The sequence below is a fragment of the Acidimicrobiales bacterium genome, assembly GCA_036270875.1.
Lineage (GTDB): Bacteria > Actinomycetota > Acidimicrobiia > Acidimicrobiales > AC-9 > AC-9.
Genome location: DATBBR010000099.1, coordinates 1 through 13,556 on the forward strand (window position 1 = coordinate 1; position 13,556 = coordinate 13,556).

Annotated in this window: 16 protein-coding genes; 7 read left to right on the forward strand and 9 right to left on the reverse strand. The window is 70.4% G+C overall.

Translation table 11 applies throughout. The features are described from left to right. Positions 1 to 428, forward strand: a 428-nt coding sequence (locus VH112_11090) for a hypothetical protein (protein HEX4540778.1), incomplete at its 5' end; no start/stop codon positions are given. A gap of 98 nt (positions 429 to 526) precedes the next feature. Beyond that, on the forward strand, positions 527 to 1,315 hold the full coding sequence (locus VH112_11095) for a L,D-transpeptidase family protein (GenBank protein HEX4540779.1): 789 nt from the start codon (positions 527 to 529) through the stop codon (positions 1,313 to 1,315). A gap of 13 nt (positions 1,316 to 1,328) precedes the next feature. On the opposite strand, the gene VH112_11100 is transcribed toward VH112_11095, so the two are convergent. The 5 genes from VH112_11100 to VH112_11120 form a co-directional block, all read right to left on the reverse strand. After that, positions 1,329 to 1,637, reverse strand: a complete 309-nt coding sequence (locus VH112_11100) for a hypothetical protein (GenBank protein HEX4540780.1) — start codon at positions 1,635 to 1,637, stop codon at positions 1,329 to 1,331. A gap of 5 nt (positions 1,638 to 1,642) precedes the next feature. Further along, a complete protein-coding gene (locus VH112_11105; GenBank protein ID HEX4540781.1) occupies positions 1,643 to 2,950 on the reverse strand; it encodes a Coenzyme F420 hydrogenase/dehydrogenase, beta subunit C-terminal domain in 1,308 nt (435 codons plus the stop codon). Continuing rightward, the gene (locus VH112_11110) at positions 2,950 to 4,611 is read right to left on the reverse strand and encodes a hypothetical protein (protein HEX4540782.1); all 1,662 of its coding nucleotides are present in this window, start codon (positions 4,609 to 4,611) and stop codon (positions 2,950 to 2,952) included. Before VH112_11110 ends, VH112_11105 begins: the two co-directional genes overlap by 1 nt. Positions 4,612 to 4,737: 126 nt before the next feature. Beyond that, positions 4,738 to 5,562, reverse strand: a complete 825-nt coding sequence (locus tag VH112_11115) for an SDR family NAD(P)-dependent oxidoreductase (protein HEX4540783.1) — start codon at positions 5,560 to 5,562, stop codon at positions 4,738 to 4,740. A 49-nt stretch (positions 5,563 to 5,611) separates the two neighbouring features. Beyond that, positions 5,612 to 6,547: a diiron oxygenase gene (locus VH112_11120; protein HEX4540784.1), complete on the reverse strand. Its 936-nt coding sequence runs from the start codon at positions 6,545 to 6,547 to the stop codon at positions 5,612 to 5,614. Positions 6,548 to 6,595: 48 nt separating this feature from the next. On the opposite strand from VH112_11120, the gene VH112_11125 reads away from it, so the two are divergent. The 4 genes from VH112_11125 to VH112_11140 all read left to right on the forward strand — a co-directional run bounded on the left by VH112_11125 (position 6,596) and on the right by VH112_11140 (position 10,185). Beyond that, positions 6,596 to 7,210, forward strand: coding sequence for a TetR/AcrR family transcriptional regulator (locus VH112_11125; GenBank protein HEX4540785.1), 615 nt, complete (start codon positions 6,596 to 6,598; stop codon positions 7,208 to 7,210). Between the two features lie 59 nt (positions 7,211 to 7,269). Next, positions 7,270 to 7,860: a hypothetical protein gene (locus tag VH112_11130; protein ID HEX4540786.1), complete on the forward strand. Its 591-nt coding sequence runs from the start codon at positions 7,270 to 7,272 to the stop codon at positions 7,858 to 7,860. A 531-nt stretch (positions 7,861 to 8,391) separates the two neighbouring features. Continuing rightward, a complete protein-coding gene (locus VH112_11135) occupies positions 8,392 to 9,375 on the forward strand; it encodes an alpha/beta hydrolase (protein ID HEX4540787.1) in 984 nt (327 codons plus the stop codon). 165 nt (positions 9,376 to 9,540) lie between these two features. Beyond that, positions 9,541 to 10,185, forward strand: coding sequence for a response regulator transcription factor (locus tag VH112_11140; GenBank protein HEX4540788.1), 645 nt, complete (start codon positions 9,541 to 9,543; stop codon positions 10,183 to 10,185). Here VH112_11140 and VH112_11145 read toward each other — a convergent pair. From VH112_11145 to VH112_11155, 3 genes are all read right to left on the reverse strand, one after another. Then, positions 10,182 to 10,394, reverse strand: a complete 213-nt coding sequence (locus VH112_11145; GenBank protein ID HEX4540789.1) for a hypothetical protein — start codon at positions 10,392 to 10,394, stop codon at positions 10,182 to 10,184. The two genes, VH112_11140 and VH112_11145, sit on opposite strands and share 4 nt — an antisense overlap. Positions 10,395 to 10,468: 74 nt before the next feature. Continuing rightward, positions 10,469 to 10,807, reverse strand: a complete 339-nt coding sequence (locus VH112_11150; protein ID HEX4540790.1) for a hypothetical protein — start codon at positions 10,805 to 10,807, stop codon at positions 10,469 to 10,471. Between the two features lie 131 nt (positions 10,808 to 10,938). Beyond that, complete coding sequence (locus VH112_11155) at positions 10,939 to 11,487, reverse strand: hypothetical protein (GenBank protein HEX4540791.1); 549 nt, start codon at positions 11,485 to 11,487, stop codon at positions 10,939 to 10,941. Between the two features lie 172 nt (positions 11,488 to 11,659). Here VH112_11155 and VH112_11160 point away from each other — a divergent pair, with 172 nt between their 5' ends. Then, positions 11,660 to 12,775 (forward strand): YbhN family protein, encoded by a 1,116-nt coding sequence (locus tag VH112_11160; GenBank protein ID HEX4540792.1) that lies wholly within the window; start codon positions 11,660 to 11,662, stop codon positions 12,773 to 12,775. A gap of 41 nt (positions 12,776 to 12,816) precedes the next feature. Here the strand turns inward: VH112_11160 and VH112_11165 are convergent. Next, positions 12,817 to 13,556, reverse strand: a 740-nt coding sequence (locus VH112_11165) for a cation transporter (protein HEX4540793.1), incomplete at its 5' end; no start/stop codon positions are given.

Consider the following 13,556-nt stretch of genomic DNA (forward strand, 5'->3'; position numbering starts at 1 on the left):
CGCTCCAAGTTGTGCAGACCGGCAACGGCAACAGCATTGGCAGCGACAACGGCAACGGCAACGGCAACATCAACGTCGGCAACAACACCCCGCCGACCGTTGGCCGGGTCCCGGCCGGGACAGCTGCTTCACTGGGGGGCACCCCAGTCGGCCCGCCGGGGGGCGGTGCTAGCCCCAAGCTCAGCATCTCCACCAACAACGGCAATGGCAACGGCAATGGCCATGGCATCACTCAGAAGGCGGCGAACTGCAACACAGTCGTGACGCCGACCGTGACCAAGACGGTCGTGGTGCCTCAGACCGTGACCAAGACGGTCGTGGTGCCGCAGACGGTGACCAAGACGGTCGTGGTGCCGCAGACCACGACTGTGGTGCAGCAGGCCCCGGTGGCTTCGGCCGTCACCACGACGGCGCACTTCACCGGCTAACCGTACGGCGACAGCAGCACCCAACCAGAGGGCCGCATACCTACGGGTGTGCGGCCCTCTGTACCATTGGGCCTCGAACGACGCGGGGAGACTTCGTAATGTCAAGAATGCGGTTCATGGCGGTCGTCGTGATTGCAGTTGCAGTTGGTGCCCTCGCTGCCGGTTGCGGAAGTAGCAGCGACGCCGACCAGGCGAAGGCCGGCCTTCGCGCCGCTGGGTCCGCCACGGCGCGACATCAGCCCAACAACGTGCGACAGCAGGCGACACCGGCGGCCCCGCAGTTCCCCGCTTATACGGCCACCGCCCTCCAGTCCCAGATCGACGTCCACAGCGCCCCGAACGGGCCGACCTCACTCACCCTGCCCAGCCCGCTGCCCGAGGGCACACCGCTCACCCTTCTCCTCACGCCGGGCATCTCGCAGACGGGCGGGGGCTGGCTCCAGGTGTTCCTGCCGACCAAGCCGAACGGCAGCACGGGTTGGATCCCGGCCGGCGAGGTGAAGATCCAGGGCGACCCGTACCACTTGGTGGTGACCCAGTCCACGCACCAGCTGAACGTCTACAACCTCGACAACCTCGAACGCTCGTACCCGGTCGCGGTGGGCGCTCCCGAGACGCCCACTCCCGACGGCACGTACTACATCACCGAGCTGCTCAAGACCACCAACCCCGGTGTCTATGGCGACTATGCCTACGGCCTGTCGGGCCACTCCCCCACCCTCACCGACTTCGACGGCTACGACGCCGAGATCGGCCTCCACGGCACGGGCGACCCGTCCAGCATCGGCCACAGCGTGAGCCACGGCTGCGTGCGGCTCAACAACTCGGATGTCGACGCCCTCGTGCCCGTGCTGCCACTCGGCACGCCCGTCGAGATCCAGTCCTGAGCAGAGGGTCGCGCTAACGCCGGCGGCTCTTGGCGGGAGCGCGAGGGCCCACCCGCCGGCTCACCCGCCCAGCCAGGCCCTCGATGCACTGCGCCCACGTGCGCTCGCCGACTGCCCACAGCCACAGCTCGTAGCCGGACCCTCGAAGGATCACTGACAGCGCTCTCCGGTCGAGACCATGGGCGGTGAGCTCGGGACCCCACGCCTTCCACAGCGGCGCCAGGATGAGCTTGCCCGAGGCGATCTCCGCCCGCACCGTATCGGGCTCCTTCGCCACGCGAGCCCGTAGCCCGACCGGCTCGGCGAGCCCCGCCAGCTCCACCAGGGTCAGCGCTTTCGAAAGACCGGAGCCCGGTCGCCATCGCCATACGACCGGAGGTGCTCCTCGAACTCGACGAACAGCGGCCCGTCCGGGTCGAAGGGCCGCGAGAGCGTCTGGAGGGCGATCTTCTTGTCGAAGCCGCTCAGCTTGTGGAGCGGCTCGGCGGAGTCGAGGTCCCGAACCTCGAGCCGGTCTCTGGCCAGCTCGAAGGCGGCCCGGCCGGGCTCGGTCCGAACCAGGACGCTCGAGTACCCTTCGTCGCTCCCGACGCTGCCGACCGAGATGTCGGCCCCGTAGCCCATGAAATCCGCGCACTCGTCGCAGCCTTTGAGAGCGGCACCGTGGAAGTCGCGCACGGGCTCGTCCACGAGGCGGTTCCCTTCGCGGTCCTCGACGATCATCCGACCGTGGATGACGTCAACCTTGCCCACCTGGGACAGGTCCAACCCCCGTTGGTCGCGCAGCTCGCGGAGCATCAGACCCTGGTAGTCGAAGCTCTTCGTGCACAACAGGGCGATCGACAAGACCACGGCGTCGACCCTCGACTTGCCCCAGGTCCACGGGCGGGCCTGCATGGCCCGGATCGCCTGCACCTCACAGGGCGTGCCGACCACCGCGATCCGAGGGTCGGGCGGTAGGTCGTGACGGCCCAGGTCCAGGTGGCCGAGGCCCATCGTCTGGTTGTAGAAGCTGCCCGCCGAGGCAGCCACCTCCTCGGGCGTGCGGGCCAGATGGGCGACGCCCTTCCAGGGCTCGTCCTCGCTCTCGCGCGCCAGCAGCACCCCGTCCAGATGACCCGCCTCGAGAGCGGCCATGAGGATGGCGCTCACCACCCCTCCGTCCTGCGCCCCCGGCATCCCGGCGGCCACCCGGGCCGTGTGCGTGTCCCGCACGACCCCGAGCCCGTTGCTCGCCGGTCCCCCGCTGATCGTCAAACCCGACGCCGGGTCGCCAGCAGGCACGTCGCCGTTTGACGGGCTCGCCTCGTCGCCCGGCCGACGCGCCCCGTTGCCCTTGCGGCGGGGCGTCAGGGTGACCGGTGTCTCCTCGATGAGCGGCCACGTCGCCTCGTACCGCAGCCCGCCCCGCGGGCAGAAGTCCCAGCACAGCGAGCAGCCAGTGCACATCTTCACCAGCTCCGGCAGGTCGTCCCCGCTGATGCCGATCGAGTCGGACGGGCACACGGCGACGCAGGCGCCGCACTGGATGCAACGCCCGGCATCGATGACCGCCGCCTCGAGCTCCCAGAACCAGGTCTTGCCAGGCGCCTCCTCGACGCTGCTCATCTCCTCGCGGATGCTGAAGCCGGCCATCAGGCGGACCCGTTCAGCGTCGCCCGCAGGTCGGCGTTGGCCACCCGCCGGGACCACCGATGGAACGGCTCGTCCGGCCCACGCTCTGCTCGGTAGCGGCGCAACACCCGCACCAGGGCGTCGGGAACATCGTCGATGGGCTTGGCCCCCTCGACCCAGTCGACGAACCCGGCCTCTGCACCCAGGCTGCCGCCCATGCCGATGTCAACCGCCTCCGAGATCCGATCCGGCAGGTGCGCCGTCTCTCCCCGGAAGCCGATGTCGGCGATCTGGGGCTGGGCACACGACGCCGGGCAACCGGAGAAGTGCAGACGGACGATGCCGTCGCCCCCGCTGTGCCCGTTCGACCCGTTCCAGTCGGCGCCCAGCTCGTCGTCGAGGAACCGGGCCCACTGGAGAGCGCGGGCCTTGGTCTCGACCACGGCGAAGCGACAGAACTCGCTGCCCGTGCAGGCGGCCGCACCGCGGGCAAAGGGCCCGGGGTTGGGGCTGTGGACCCCGAGCAGCGGCTCGGCCAGCAGATCGTCCAGGCGATCCTCGGGGACACCGGTCAGCACGAGGTTCTGGTCCGTCGCCAGCCGCACCCCGCCGTCGCCATACGTCTCCGCCAGCCGGGCCGCCTCGATCAGGTCCCGCCCCGGCATCCGGCCCACGGTCACGCTCAGGCCCACGTAGAACCGCCCCCGCTGGCGCTCGGCGTGGACCCCCACGTGGTCGCCGCGATACCGCCGGGTCAGCTGCTCTCCGGCCGCAGCGAGCGGCACGGCGCTCCTCGCCGCCACCTCGGCGCGGAATCCTTCGGGCCCGAGCTCCTGCACCAGGTAACGCATGCGGTTGATCCCGCGGTTCTCCCTGTTTCCCAGCTCGCCGTAGACCTGGGCGATCGCCCTGGTGACCTCCACGGCCTGCTCGGGCGGCACGAACACGTCGATGTCGGACGCCATGCGGGGCCCGTCGGACAGCCCCCCGCCGACGATGACGTTGAACCCGACCGTCCCATCGTCGGCGCGCGCCGGCCACATCCCGATGTCGTTGATCTCGGCCTGGGCACAGTCCTCGACGCAGCCGGTGACGCTCATCTTGAACTTGCGCGGCAGGTTGGCGTACTCGCGGTTGCCGGTGAAGAAGTTGGAGATGGCCGTGGCGACCGGCGAGGCGTCGAAGACCTCCTCGGCGTCGATCCCCGCCACCGGGCAGCACAGCACGTTGCGGGCCGAGTCGCCGCAGGCCTGGACGGTGACCACGCCGACCGACTCCAGCCGTCGCCAGATCTCGGGCACGTCGCCGATGCGGATCCAGTGCAGCTGCACGTCCTGGCGCGTGGTGAGGTCGCAGAAGGCGTCTCCGAACGCGGGGTTGGGCTCAGGGCCGCGGGCGAACTCCTCCGCGATCTCGCCGATGCTCCGGGCCTGGAGGGCGCTGAGCCGACCGCCCGGAACCTTGATGCGCACCATGAAGGCGTCCCCGCCCTGACGCTGGGGGTACAGGCCCACCCACTTGAGCCGCTCCTGCTCGCCGTCGACGGCGGCGATGGCGTCGGGGCCCTCCTTGGAGTAGCGGTCGATGACCGCCTGGTAGACGTCGAGGGGATGGCGCGCCAGCTTCATCCGCTCGACTTCGTTCAGCTTTCCCACCGTCCGAAACGGCCGTAGGAACTCCATCGGTCCCGGTCCTCGACTGAGCAGATGGCCCGGGCTCGGCCACCCGGCGCAGGCCTGCGATCCTAGCGCCATTTCTGACCAACCAGGTCAACTTTTGAGGGTTCGGGCCGAAACGGAGGCTCGGCGTCAGCGCCGCCCGGTGCCCACCCGAGCGAGCCGATCCGACACCGCAACCGGCACGAGCCGGTTCAGCGCCCACCCCAGCTTGGCCTCGGGCGAGACAGCGACCATGGCGCGGTCGTGCTCGACGGCGGCGAGGATTGCGGTGGCCACCCTCGAGGGCGGGAAGTTCCGTCGTCGGAACATCGTGGCCAGGCGGCGCACCTCGGCGGGATCGGCCCCCCGGAACCGGGCTCGGGAGATGATCGAGGTGTTGACGATCCCCGGGCAGATGACCGACACACCGACCCCGTGGCGGTACCAGTCGGCCCGAAGGCAACGCGAGAACGCCAGGACGGCCGCCTTGCTGGTCACGTAGGCGCTCTCGTTGGCCGTGGGGGTGTAGGCGAGGGCCGACGCCAGGTTGACGACGTGTCCCCGGCCGCGGGCCACCATGGCGGGCCCAAAGGCCTGGCACCCGTGGATGACCCCCATCATGTTGATCCCGAGGATCCACTCCCAGTCGGCCGGCTCCATGTCGAGGAAACGGCCCGACATCCCGACGCCGGCGTTGTTGACCAGCACCTCCAACGGCCCGTGGACGGCGTGGACCTTCTCCGCCAGCTCGGCCACGGCCTCACGGTTGGCTACGTCAACTCCGAAGGCGTCCGCCCAGGGCCCCGTCCGGGCGCAGTCGCCGGCCGTGGCCTGGGCCCCGGCTTCATCGATGTCCACAGCCAGGACGGGCGCGCCCGCCTGGGCGAAGGCGAGCGCCGTCGCTCGCCCGATGCCGCTGGCGGCCCCCGTCACGAGGACGGGCCCGGCGGAGGGATCCGCTGTCGGTCTGTTCACGTCGCCTGTCGGCCGGCGATTCCGCGGGGCCGACCTTCCGGGCCGGGCTTCACGCCGCCGGGACCCCCTCGGCGTCGACGCCGCACAGGGCTCGCCAGCCTCGTGGCACCCGTCCCGGTGCCACCACCTCGGCCTGGAGCATCGCCTCCAGCACCGGCCGGGTCGCCTCGTGTCGGAGTGCCACGCGCTCGGGGCTGCGGTTCGCGGCCCGCCAGGTGGCCCACCCCGGCAACCCGACCGTCTCGTAGACGCCGGGGTGCACGAGCAGGCGGAACATGTCCCGGATGACGAGCGGGGCGACGTGGCGCACGGCGAAGCGGTCCGTCCACGACGCCCGATCCCACTCCTCGGGCAGCACGGTGCGGGCGAAGGCGAGATGACGAGCCTCCTCCTGGCGGTGGTACCGGTTGACCTCGGCCAGGAAGGGATCGGTGTCCGGGTGCTCGGCGGCCTTCTTCTGCAGCAGATCCGGGATCTCCTCACCGGCGAGCACCAGGACGTCGAGCAGCGCCGGGCGGCGGATGATGGCTCCCATCCCGACCCGCTGGATCGCCCGGAACAGGCCCTTGTCCAACGGGTTGCGGGCCGTCGGCTGCAACTGGCCCAGCAACCGGGAGAACAGGCGGGAGTGGCGCGTCTCCTCGCCCATCTCGTGGAGGGCGTACACGACGCGCGGGTCGGTGTAGTCGCGCTGCAGGGCCAGCTGGAAGGAGAACCCCGCCATCAGGATGGCCTCGAACCGGAGGCCGGCGTCGACGATCGACGCCACCTCCTCCCGGGACAGCCTGATCAGCTGGTCGGGGGTCAGCTCGAGCCCGAGCCCGGCCACGCTGAGGAGCTCCGGGGGCAGCACCGCCCCCGCGCCCAGCTCGCCGCTCACCTCGACATCGGGCTCGATGGCCCGGCGCAGCGACGCCGCCGACAACCGCTCGATCTTGACGTCTGCCTTCACGTCTGGCTTCAGGTCCCCACTCACAGCAGCCATGGATCGAGTATCCTATGAATTGACAGAAACCGTCAACCCTTCATTTCTGTGACCTTGGGCACTCTTCACGCCACTTCGCCCGCACCCCCCTCCAAGGGCGAGCGGACCCGCCAGGCCCTCCTCGAGGCCGCCATCCATCGCTTCTCGGCCGACGGCCTGCGGGGCGTCGCCCTCTCGGACGTGGCGCGCGACGTCGGCGTGACGCCGGCGGCGGTCTATGCCTACTTCCCAGGGAAGGAGGCGCTGTTCGCCGCGGCCGTGGACGCCGACGCCGACGCCCTGGTGGAGGTCGCATTCCAGGCGGTCGAGCGCGGCCGGTTCACCGGCAACTGGGCGGCGCTGATCCAGCTGCTCCTCGACGCCCTCCCCGACCACCCGCTCGCCCGGCGGGTGCTGTCGGGTCTGGAGCCCGAGTCGACCGAGCGACTGCTCGACATCCCCGCCCTGGCCCGGTTGCGGGCCCAGCTGGCCGAGCTGATCGCGAGTGACCAGGACAGCGGGGCCGTGCGCGCCGACGTGGAACCGACGCCGATCGCCGACGGGTTCGTGACGATCGTGCTCGCCATGCTCATCGGCATCCTGCAGACCGGCGGCCAACCGCAACCAGAGCGTGCGCCCGGTGTGGTCGCCGTCCTGGAAGCGGCCCTGCGCGCGCCCGGCTGACCACGGCGCGCGGCGCGTGGCGTCGCGTAGGCGCCATCACGGGGCGGTATGCTCGTGGCATGCGGCTGAGGGTGCTCCTCGTCGCGGTCTTGGCGGGGGCGGCGGGGCTCGGGGGTTGTGCCACGAGCCCGCCCGCGGCGCATACCAGCGTCCAGGGTCTGGCTCCATCGCGCACAGGGGCGGCGACCGCGCTTCCGACGGCATCGACCACGACATCGGGATCGTGCTGGGAGGGCTCGCTCGCCCTCTACCAGGACGCCAGCGCGTGGCGCTGCACGGCTGCGAACCAGATCATGGACCCCTGCTTCACGCCGGCAAATCAACCCGATGCACCCCAGCTGACCTGCGCCTCGACCCCCTGGGCGCCGGCGACCCGGCTCCTGCTGACCCAGCCCTTGCCCCTCGAGGCAGCCAACTCTCCTGGGACCGGCCCCAGACCTGTCTGGGCCATGGAGCTGGCCAACGGTGATCGTTGTGTCATCGGCACGGGGACAGTGACCCAGGTCGGCGCCGTCACTCTCGATTACCTCTGCACCTCAGGAGCCCTCGCCGGCCAGATCGACCGCAGCCACCAGCCGTGGATCGTGCAGTACCAGGCGGCGAAGTCGTCCACGCTGCGACCGCTCACCGTGCGCAACGCCTGGGCCTGATCGCAATCGACGAGGAGGCGGGGTGCCGGTGGGGCGCCCTCCCCGGCGGCGAAAGAGGCGCCCACACCGGCCACCGCAGTTCGCCCGGGCCCACGAGGGGGGAAACAGTGGCCGCAGGTCGAGCTACCGACAGAATACCCCGCGCCGCTGTCTGTGTCATCTGTGCTTTACAGATGACACAGATGACCGCTTCGCCTACCGGGTCCGCCCGTCGGATCTACGGGAGGCGTCGTCGCCGAGTCGCTCACGAACTTCGCGCGCCAGACTCCGATCTTCTGTCAGCAGACGTCGCCCCATCTGCCGCACGACCTCGGCGACGTTCGTCCGCTGTCGAAACGCGTACACGCGCAGCGCCTCGTAGACCTCCGGGTCCACGTCGATCGTAAGTCTGTGCGGGTAACTTCGGCCTCCCATCAGCCTTCTCCCATAACGCACCCCATCACTGATCAGGAGTCGCCGGCACGACGGCATATTGTAAACGGCGTAAATCGGCGCAGCGCGGATTTCGCCGATGAGCCAGACTGCTCGGCCATGAACGCGCGCCGCCACCAGGTCCTTGCTGCCAATGGCGTTCGCATCCACGCCGTCGAGCAGGGCCGCGGCCCGTTGGTGCTCCTGCTGCACGGCTTTCCGGAGTCCTGGTACTCCTGGCGGCACCAGCTGCCTGCCCTGGCCGACGCTGGCTTCCGGGCCGTGGCCATCGACGTGCGGGGCTACGGCCGCTCGTCCAAACCCTTCGCCATCGACGCCTACCGGATGCTCGCTCACGTCGCCGACAACCTGGGGGTGGTGGAGGCCCTGGGCGAGGAGACCGCCGTAGTGGTGGGCCACGACTGGGGCTCGCCCATCGCAGCCGCCTCGGCGCTGCTGCGTCCCGATGTGTTTCGCGCCGTCGCCCTGTTGAGCGTGCCGTACTCCCCTCCGGGACGGACGCGCCCCACCGATGCCTTCCGACGGATGGGTGGTGACGAGGAGTTCTACATCTCCTACTTCCAGGAGCCCGGGCGGGCAGAGGCCGAGATCGAGGAGGACGTGCGCACCTGGCTCCTCGGCATGTACGTGGCCGCGTCGGGAGACGCGGTGGCGCCACCCGATGGGCGCAGCATCGCCACCGTGCCGCCGGGCGGCCGGCTGCGTGATCGCTTCGTGCTACCCGACCACCTGCCGGGCTGGCTGACGGACGACGACCTCGACCTGTACGTCGCCGAGTTCGAGCGCACCGGCTTCACCGGCGCGCTCAACCGCTATCGCAACGTCGATCGTGACTGGCAGGATCTCGGCGTCTGGGCCCAGCGCCCCATCACGGTGCCCTCGCTCTTCATCGGGGGAGACCGCGACGGCCCCACGCTCTGGGGATCGTCAGCCATCGCCAGGTTCGAGCAGACCCTCCCGGATCTGCGTGGGTCGCACGTGCTGGCCGGCTGCGGGCACTGGACGGCTCAGGAGCGCCCGACGGAGGTGAACGACCTACTCGTGGGCTTCCTCGCCCAAGTCCTCCGCCCCCCGGACGGGTGACCAGCTAACCTGGCTCGGGGCTGACATGTAGAAGAGACCGGTGCCAGGGGGGGAGCGCCATGGCGAAGACGGCGAGTGTGGTGGGCGCGCATCCGACTGTGGGAGCGCCTCGGGGCTAGCGCCGTGCCGGCCACGACAACGCAGCAGAAGCCGAAGCGCCCACCGGTGCGTGTGGTCCTCGTCAACGACGAGGAGATCATCATCGACGGCCTGCGCACGATGCTGTCCCGCCACCGGGACCAGGTGAAGGTCGTGGGCCGCGTCCTGGCGTCCGAGGATCTGGCCTCGACCATTCCCGACCTCGGGGCGGAGGTCGTCCTGGTGGACCTCCACATCCAGGGCGCCAGCGGGCTCGAGCTGGCCGCCCGCCTGCTGGCGGACAGCCCGCCCTTCCGGTTGGTGATCTTCACCGACGACAGCGAGGAGCGTCGGCTCTTCGAGGCCTTGCGGCTGGGCGTGTCCGGTTACCTCCTCAAGTCGCTCAACGGAGTGCAGCTGGCTGACCACCTGGTACGCGTCGCCGACGGTCAGATCGTCGTCGACCCCACCATCGCCACCCGCATCGCCCTACGCGGTGCCCAGTTCGGCGGCGCCGAGGTGTGGCCAGGCAGCCAGCTGGCCCTCAGCCAGCGCGAGAGCGAGGTGCTGGGGCTGCTGGTGGAGGGACTGAGCAACCGCCTCATCGCCGTCCAGCTTGTCGTCGGCGAGGAGACGGTGAAGACCCACCTTCGGTCGATCTACCGGAAGCTCGGCGTGAACGACCGGTCCCACGCCGTGGCCATGGTGATCCGACTGGGCATCTTCGGCTAGCCGACGCTCGTCGTCGGCGCCCCGTCCGCGTCACCAGAGGCCACCCTCGACCCGCCATCGCCGCGAAGGAGGGCGCGGTGGCGCTCGCAGAGCCCGAGAAGGTCATGGTCGTCGATCACGGTGGCGCACTGCTGGCCGTCGGGCTCATCGGCCCAGCAGCGGTCGTGAGACGGGTACGGCTCGGCCGGACCGGCTGCGATCAGCGGCACCTGCGGGCGCGGAAACCAGGCGATCACGATGGAGGACTTCCCCGCCTATGGGCACACCTCCTGCCGCGGGCCCCCTACGAGGACGATGGCGGGAGCGACCGGCCCGTCCGCGCCCAGGCGCGAGCGTCACGAACGTCCATGACCCGTTGCCAACCGAACCAGAGCAGCCTGCCGATGGCCACGGCGTGGACGGCGCGCGCCCACCGGACCGCCTTCCAGGTGGCGCCCGCCGCAACGAGGAGGACGACCGAGGCCGCGATCCATGGCCAGCGAGGACCAGCCAGCACCATGGCCGCGCTGGCGGCGACCGTGAGCAGGAGAAGGAGCGCGGCGGCCCGCGTCACCGCCCGCCAGAGCGAGCGCCGGGCCAGCAGCGTGATCAGGCCCAGCGCAGCGCCAAGGACGATCACCATGGGGCCACGGTACCGTGATGGCGTCCAGGTCGGGCGTCGCACGTCCCTCCGCGGTGGTGACTATCGAAGGGCGAGTCCGTCGGGCTCGTTTCGCCAAGCCGGCGCGAGCTACCTCCCCGACGAGGTCGGCCTCAGCGAACCGCCGGGATCGGGACAGGAGGGATGGGGGGCCGGGGCAGCGGCGGCAGCGGTGGGATCGGGCTGCGTCGCGGCGGGGGTGGCCGTGGCGGTGGCGGTGGCGGTGACGGTGACGCGGGCCGGGGCGGAGCTGCCTTCGGAGGGGCCGGAAACGTGGCGGAGGCGGCGCTCGTCGGTCCTGGCACCGGGTGCGGGCCCGGTCCGAAGTCGTAGCTGATGTCCAGCCCCTGGCGGGGCAGGGCGTAGTCGGGCACGCCGCGCGTCGCGACCGGCGGTGAGGGCGAAGGCGGCGCGGCGGGCGGAGGAGAGGGCTGCGCCGCGCCGGGTAGTCCGTGCGGCGCCGGCTGACTGAGCGTCCCGCCGTTGGCGACGTAGCTGATCGAGGTGGCCACCACGAAGAGGACCGGTAGTGCCGATACGCCTCGCGGCCGCCAGCGCTCGGCGAGCTGGTGGGCCCGGTAGACGGCGTAGGTCGTGCCGGCGACCAGGGTGGCCAGCAGTGTCGTCCCCGGCACGATGAGCGACGCGCGCTCCCCGTCCATCAGATGGGGCGCTTTCCCCACGCACGTCCCACGAGCCGATGACATTAGCCCGCACCGCGCAAGTCACAAATCGGGCCCCGCCAGACACTCTACGGAAACTCTCAGGCCCTTCTATGCAGGCCCACGGGCAACACACGCAGAACCCTAAGTTCAGGGGGGTCTAATCATGACAATGGCGGCGACTCGACAGCAGGACGAAGCACCAGAGGCGGAATGCATTCAGCCGCCCGACAGCATCCAAGCGCCGGAGCGTCGGCCCGGCGGTAGTCACCTGCGATTCGGTCTCACGCTCCTCGCCCTCGGCGCCGTCGTCGTCTTGGTCGTCACCCAACGAAGCGTCATCGCGTCGTCCATGGGCACCCTGGGACGCATCAACCTGGTGTGGCTGCCGGTGGCGCTGGCGCTCGAATGGGCGTCGATCGCGGCCTTCGCCCTGATGCAGCGCCGGCTGTTTCGAGCCGGGGACAAGAGCGCCACGCAGAGGTCCGTGATGGCGACCACCGTCGCCGGCAACGCCATCTCGGTCTCGGTGCCCCTGGCTGGCCCGCAGCTCGGGACCGCCTTTGCCTTCAGGCGCTTCCGGAAGCTGGGGATCGACGCGGCACTGGCGGGATGGGCCCTGGTCGTCTCCGGCCTCGTTGCGTCGCTCGCTGCGGGCCTCGTCATCGTCGCAGGGGCTGTGCTCTCCGGAAACGACGAGGTGGCGACGACAGGAGCCATCGGCGGCATCATCGGCGTCGGCGTTCTCGCCGTCGCCACCGTTGCCCTGCGGCGGCCTCCTCTGCACCGGGCAATCGAGCGCTGGCTGGTCTGGACCCTCGAGCGCGCCCAACGCCTGCTTCACCTTCGCCGTCGGAGCCCGCACGAAGCGATCAAGGGATTCGTCACCCGTCTCCGGACGCTTCGCCTGCGGCGGACCGACTGGGCCAGGGTCCTGGGTTTGGCCCTGACGAACTGGCTCACCGACGCGGGCGTCCTCGTCGTCAGCATCCTCGCCATCGGCGGCACCGTGCCGTGGCGTGGGGTCCTCCTCGCCTACGGGGTCCGGATCGCCGCCGGAAGCATCTCGATCACTCCTGGAGGTCTCGGAGTGGTCGAGGGAGCGCTCGCCGTCGCCCTCATGGGTGTCGGCATGCAACGTCCCTCGGCCGTGGCGGCCGTGCTCCTCTACCGCTTCATCAGCTTCTGGCTGGTGACCGGCGTCGGCTGGACGGTGTACCTCGTCAGCCAGCGGAGCGGCTCGAAGAGGTTCTTCGGACTGGCTCGGCGACGAAGCTGGGCCGTCTAGCGGCTCCGCCGCGAGCGGAGCCAGCCAACAGCCCCTGCACCCTATGAGTCGGCCTGGCGAGGGTCCGCCGACTGCCATCCCTCACGAGCCTCGTTGAACGCCACGATCGCCACGACACCAGCTGCCAACGGGTCGGTCCACCACCATCCGGCGATCGTCTGCAGGCCGAGGGCCACGAGTACGCCCGCCGCCAGACAGCCGTCGATGAACGTCATCGTTCCATTGGCGACGAGAGGACGGTTGCCCAGGGCCCGGCCGGTCCGACGCTTTGCCCGAGCCAGGACGAACATGACCACCACCGTGGCCCCCATGAAGGCGATGCCGACGGGAGCCGACGCTGGTCGGGTTCGTGCGATCAGGGCATGCACGGCCTGGCCGGCGAGATAGAGGGACAGCACGCCGAAGGCGGCGGCGATGAGACGGAGGGCCCGCCGGGCTCGGAGAGGTTCCGTCGCCTCGGGCGCACCGCCGAGGTGCCAGAGGACCACGAGCGAAGCGAAGACCTCGATGCACGAATCGAGCCCGAACGCGACCAGTGCCAGCGAGTGAGCCGCCAGTCCGGTGACGACGGCCACCACGGCCTCCAAGCTGTTCCAGGCCGTGGTGAGGTACTCGAGGCGGCGGCCGCGGCGGTGCAGCACACTCGGTTCACCGGGTTCCCCACTTCGCCCCGCCACGATCGGCGCTTCGGCCATTCCTCCTCCTTCGTGCCGGAGGAGGAATGCGACCTCGGCCGGCACGGACTGCCTGCCGAAGGTCTCGCCCACTCGACGTCGTCGCC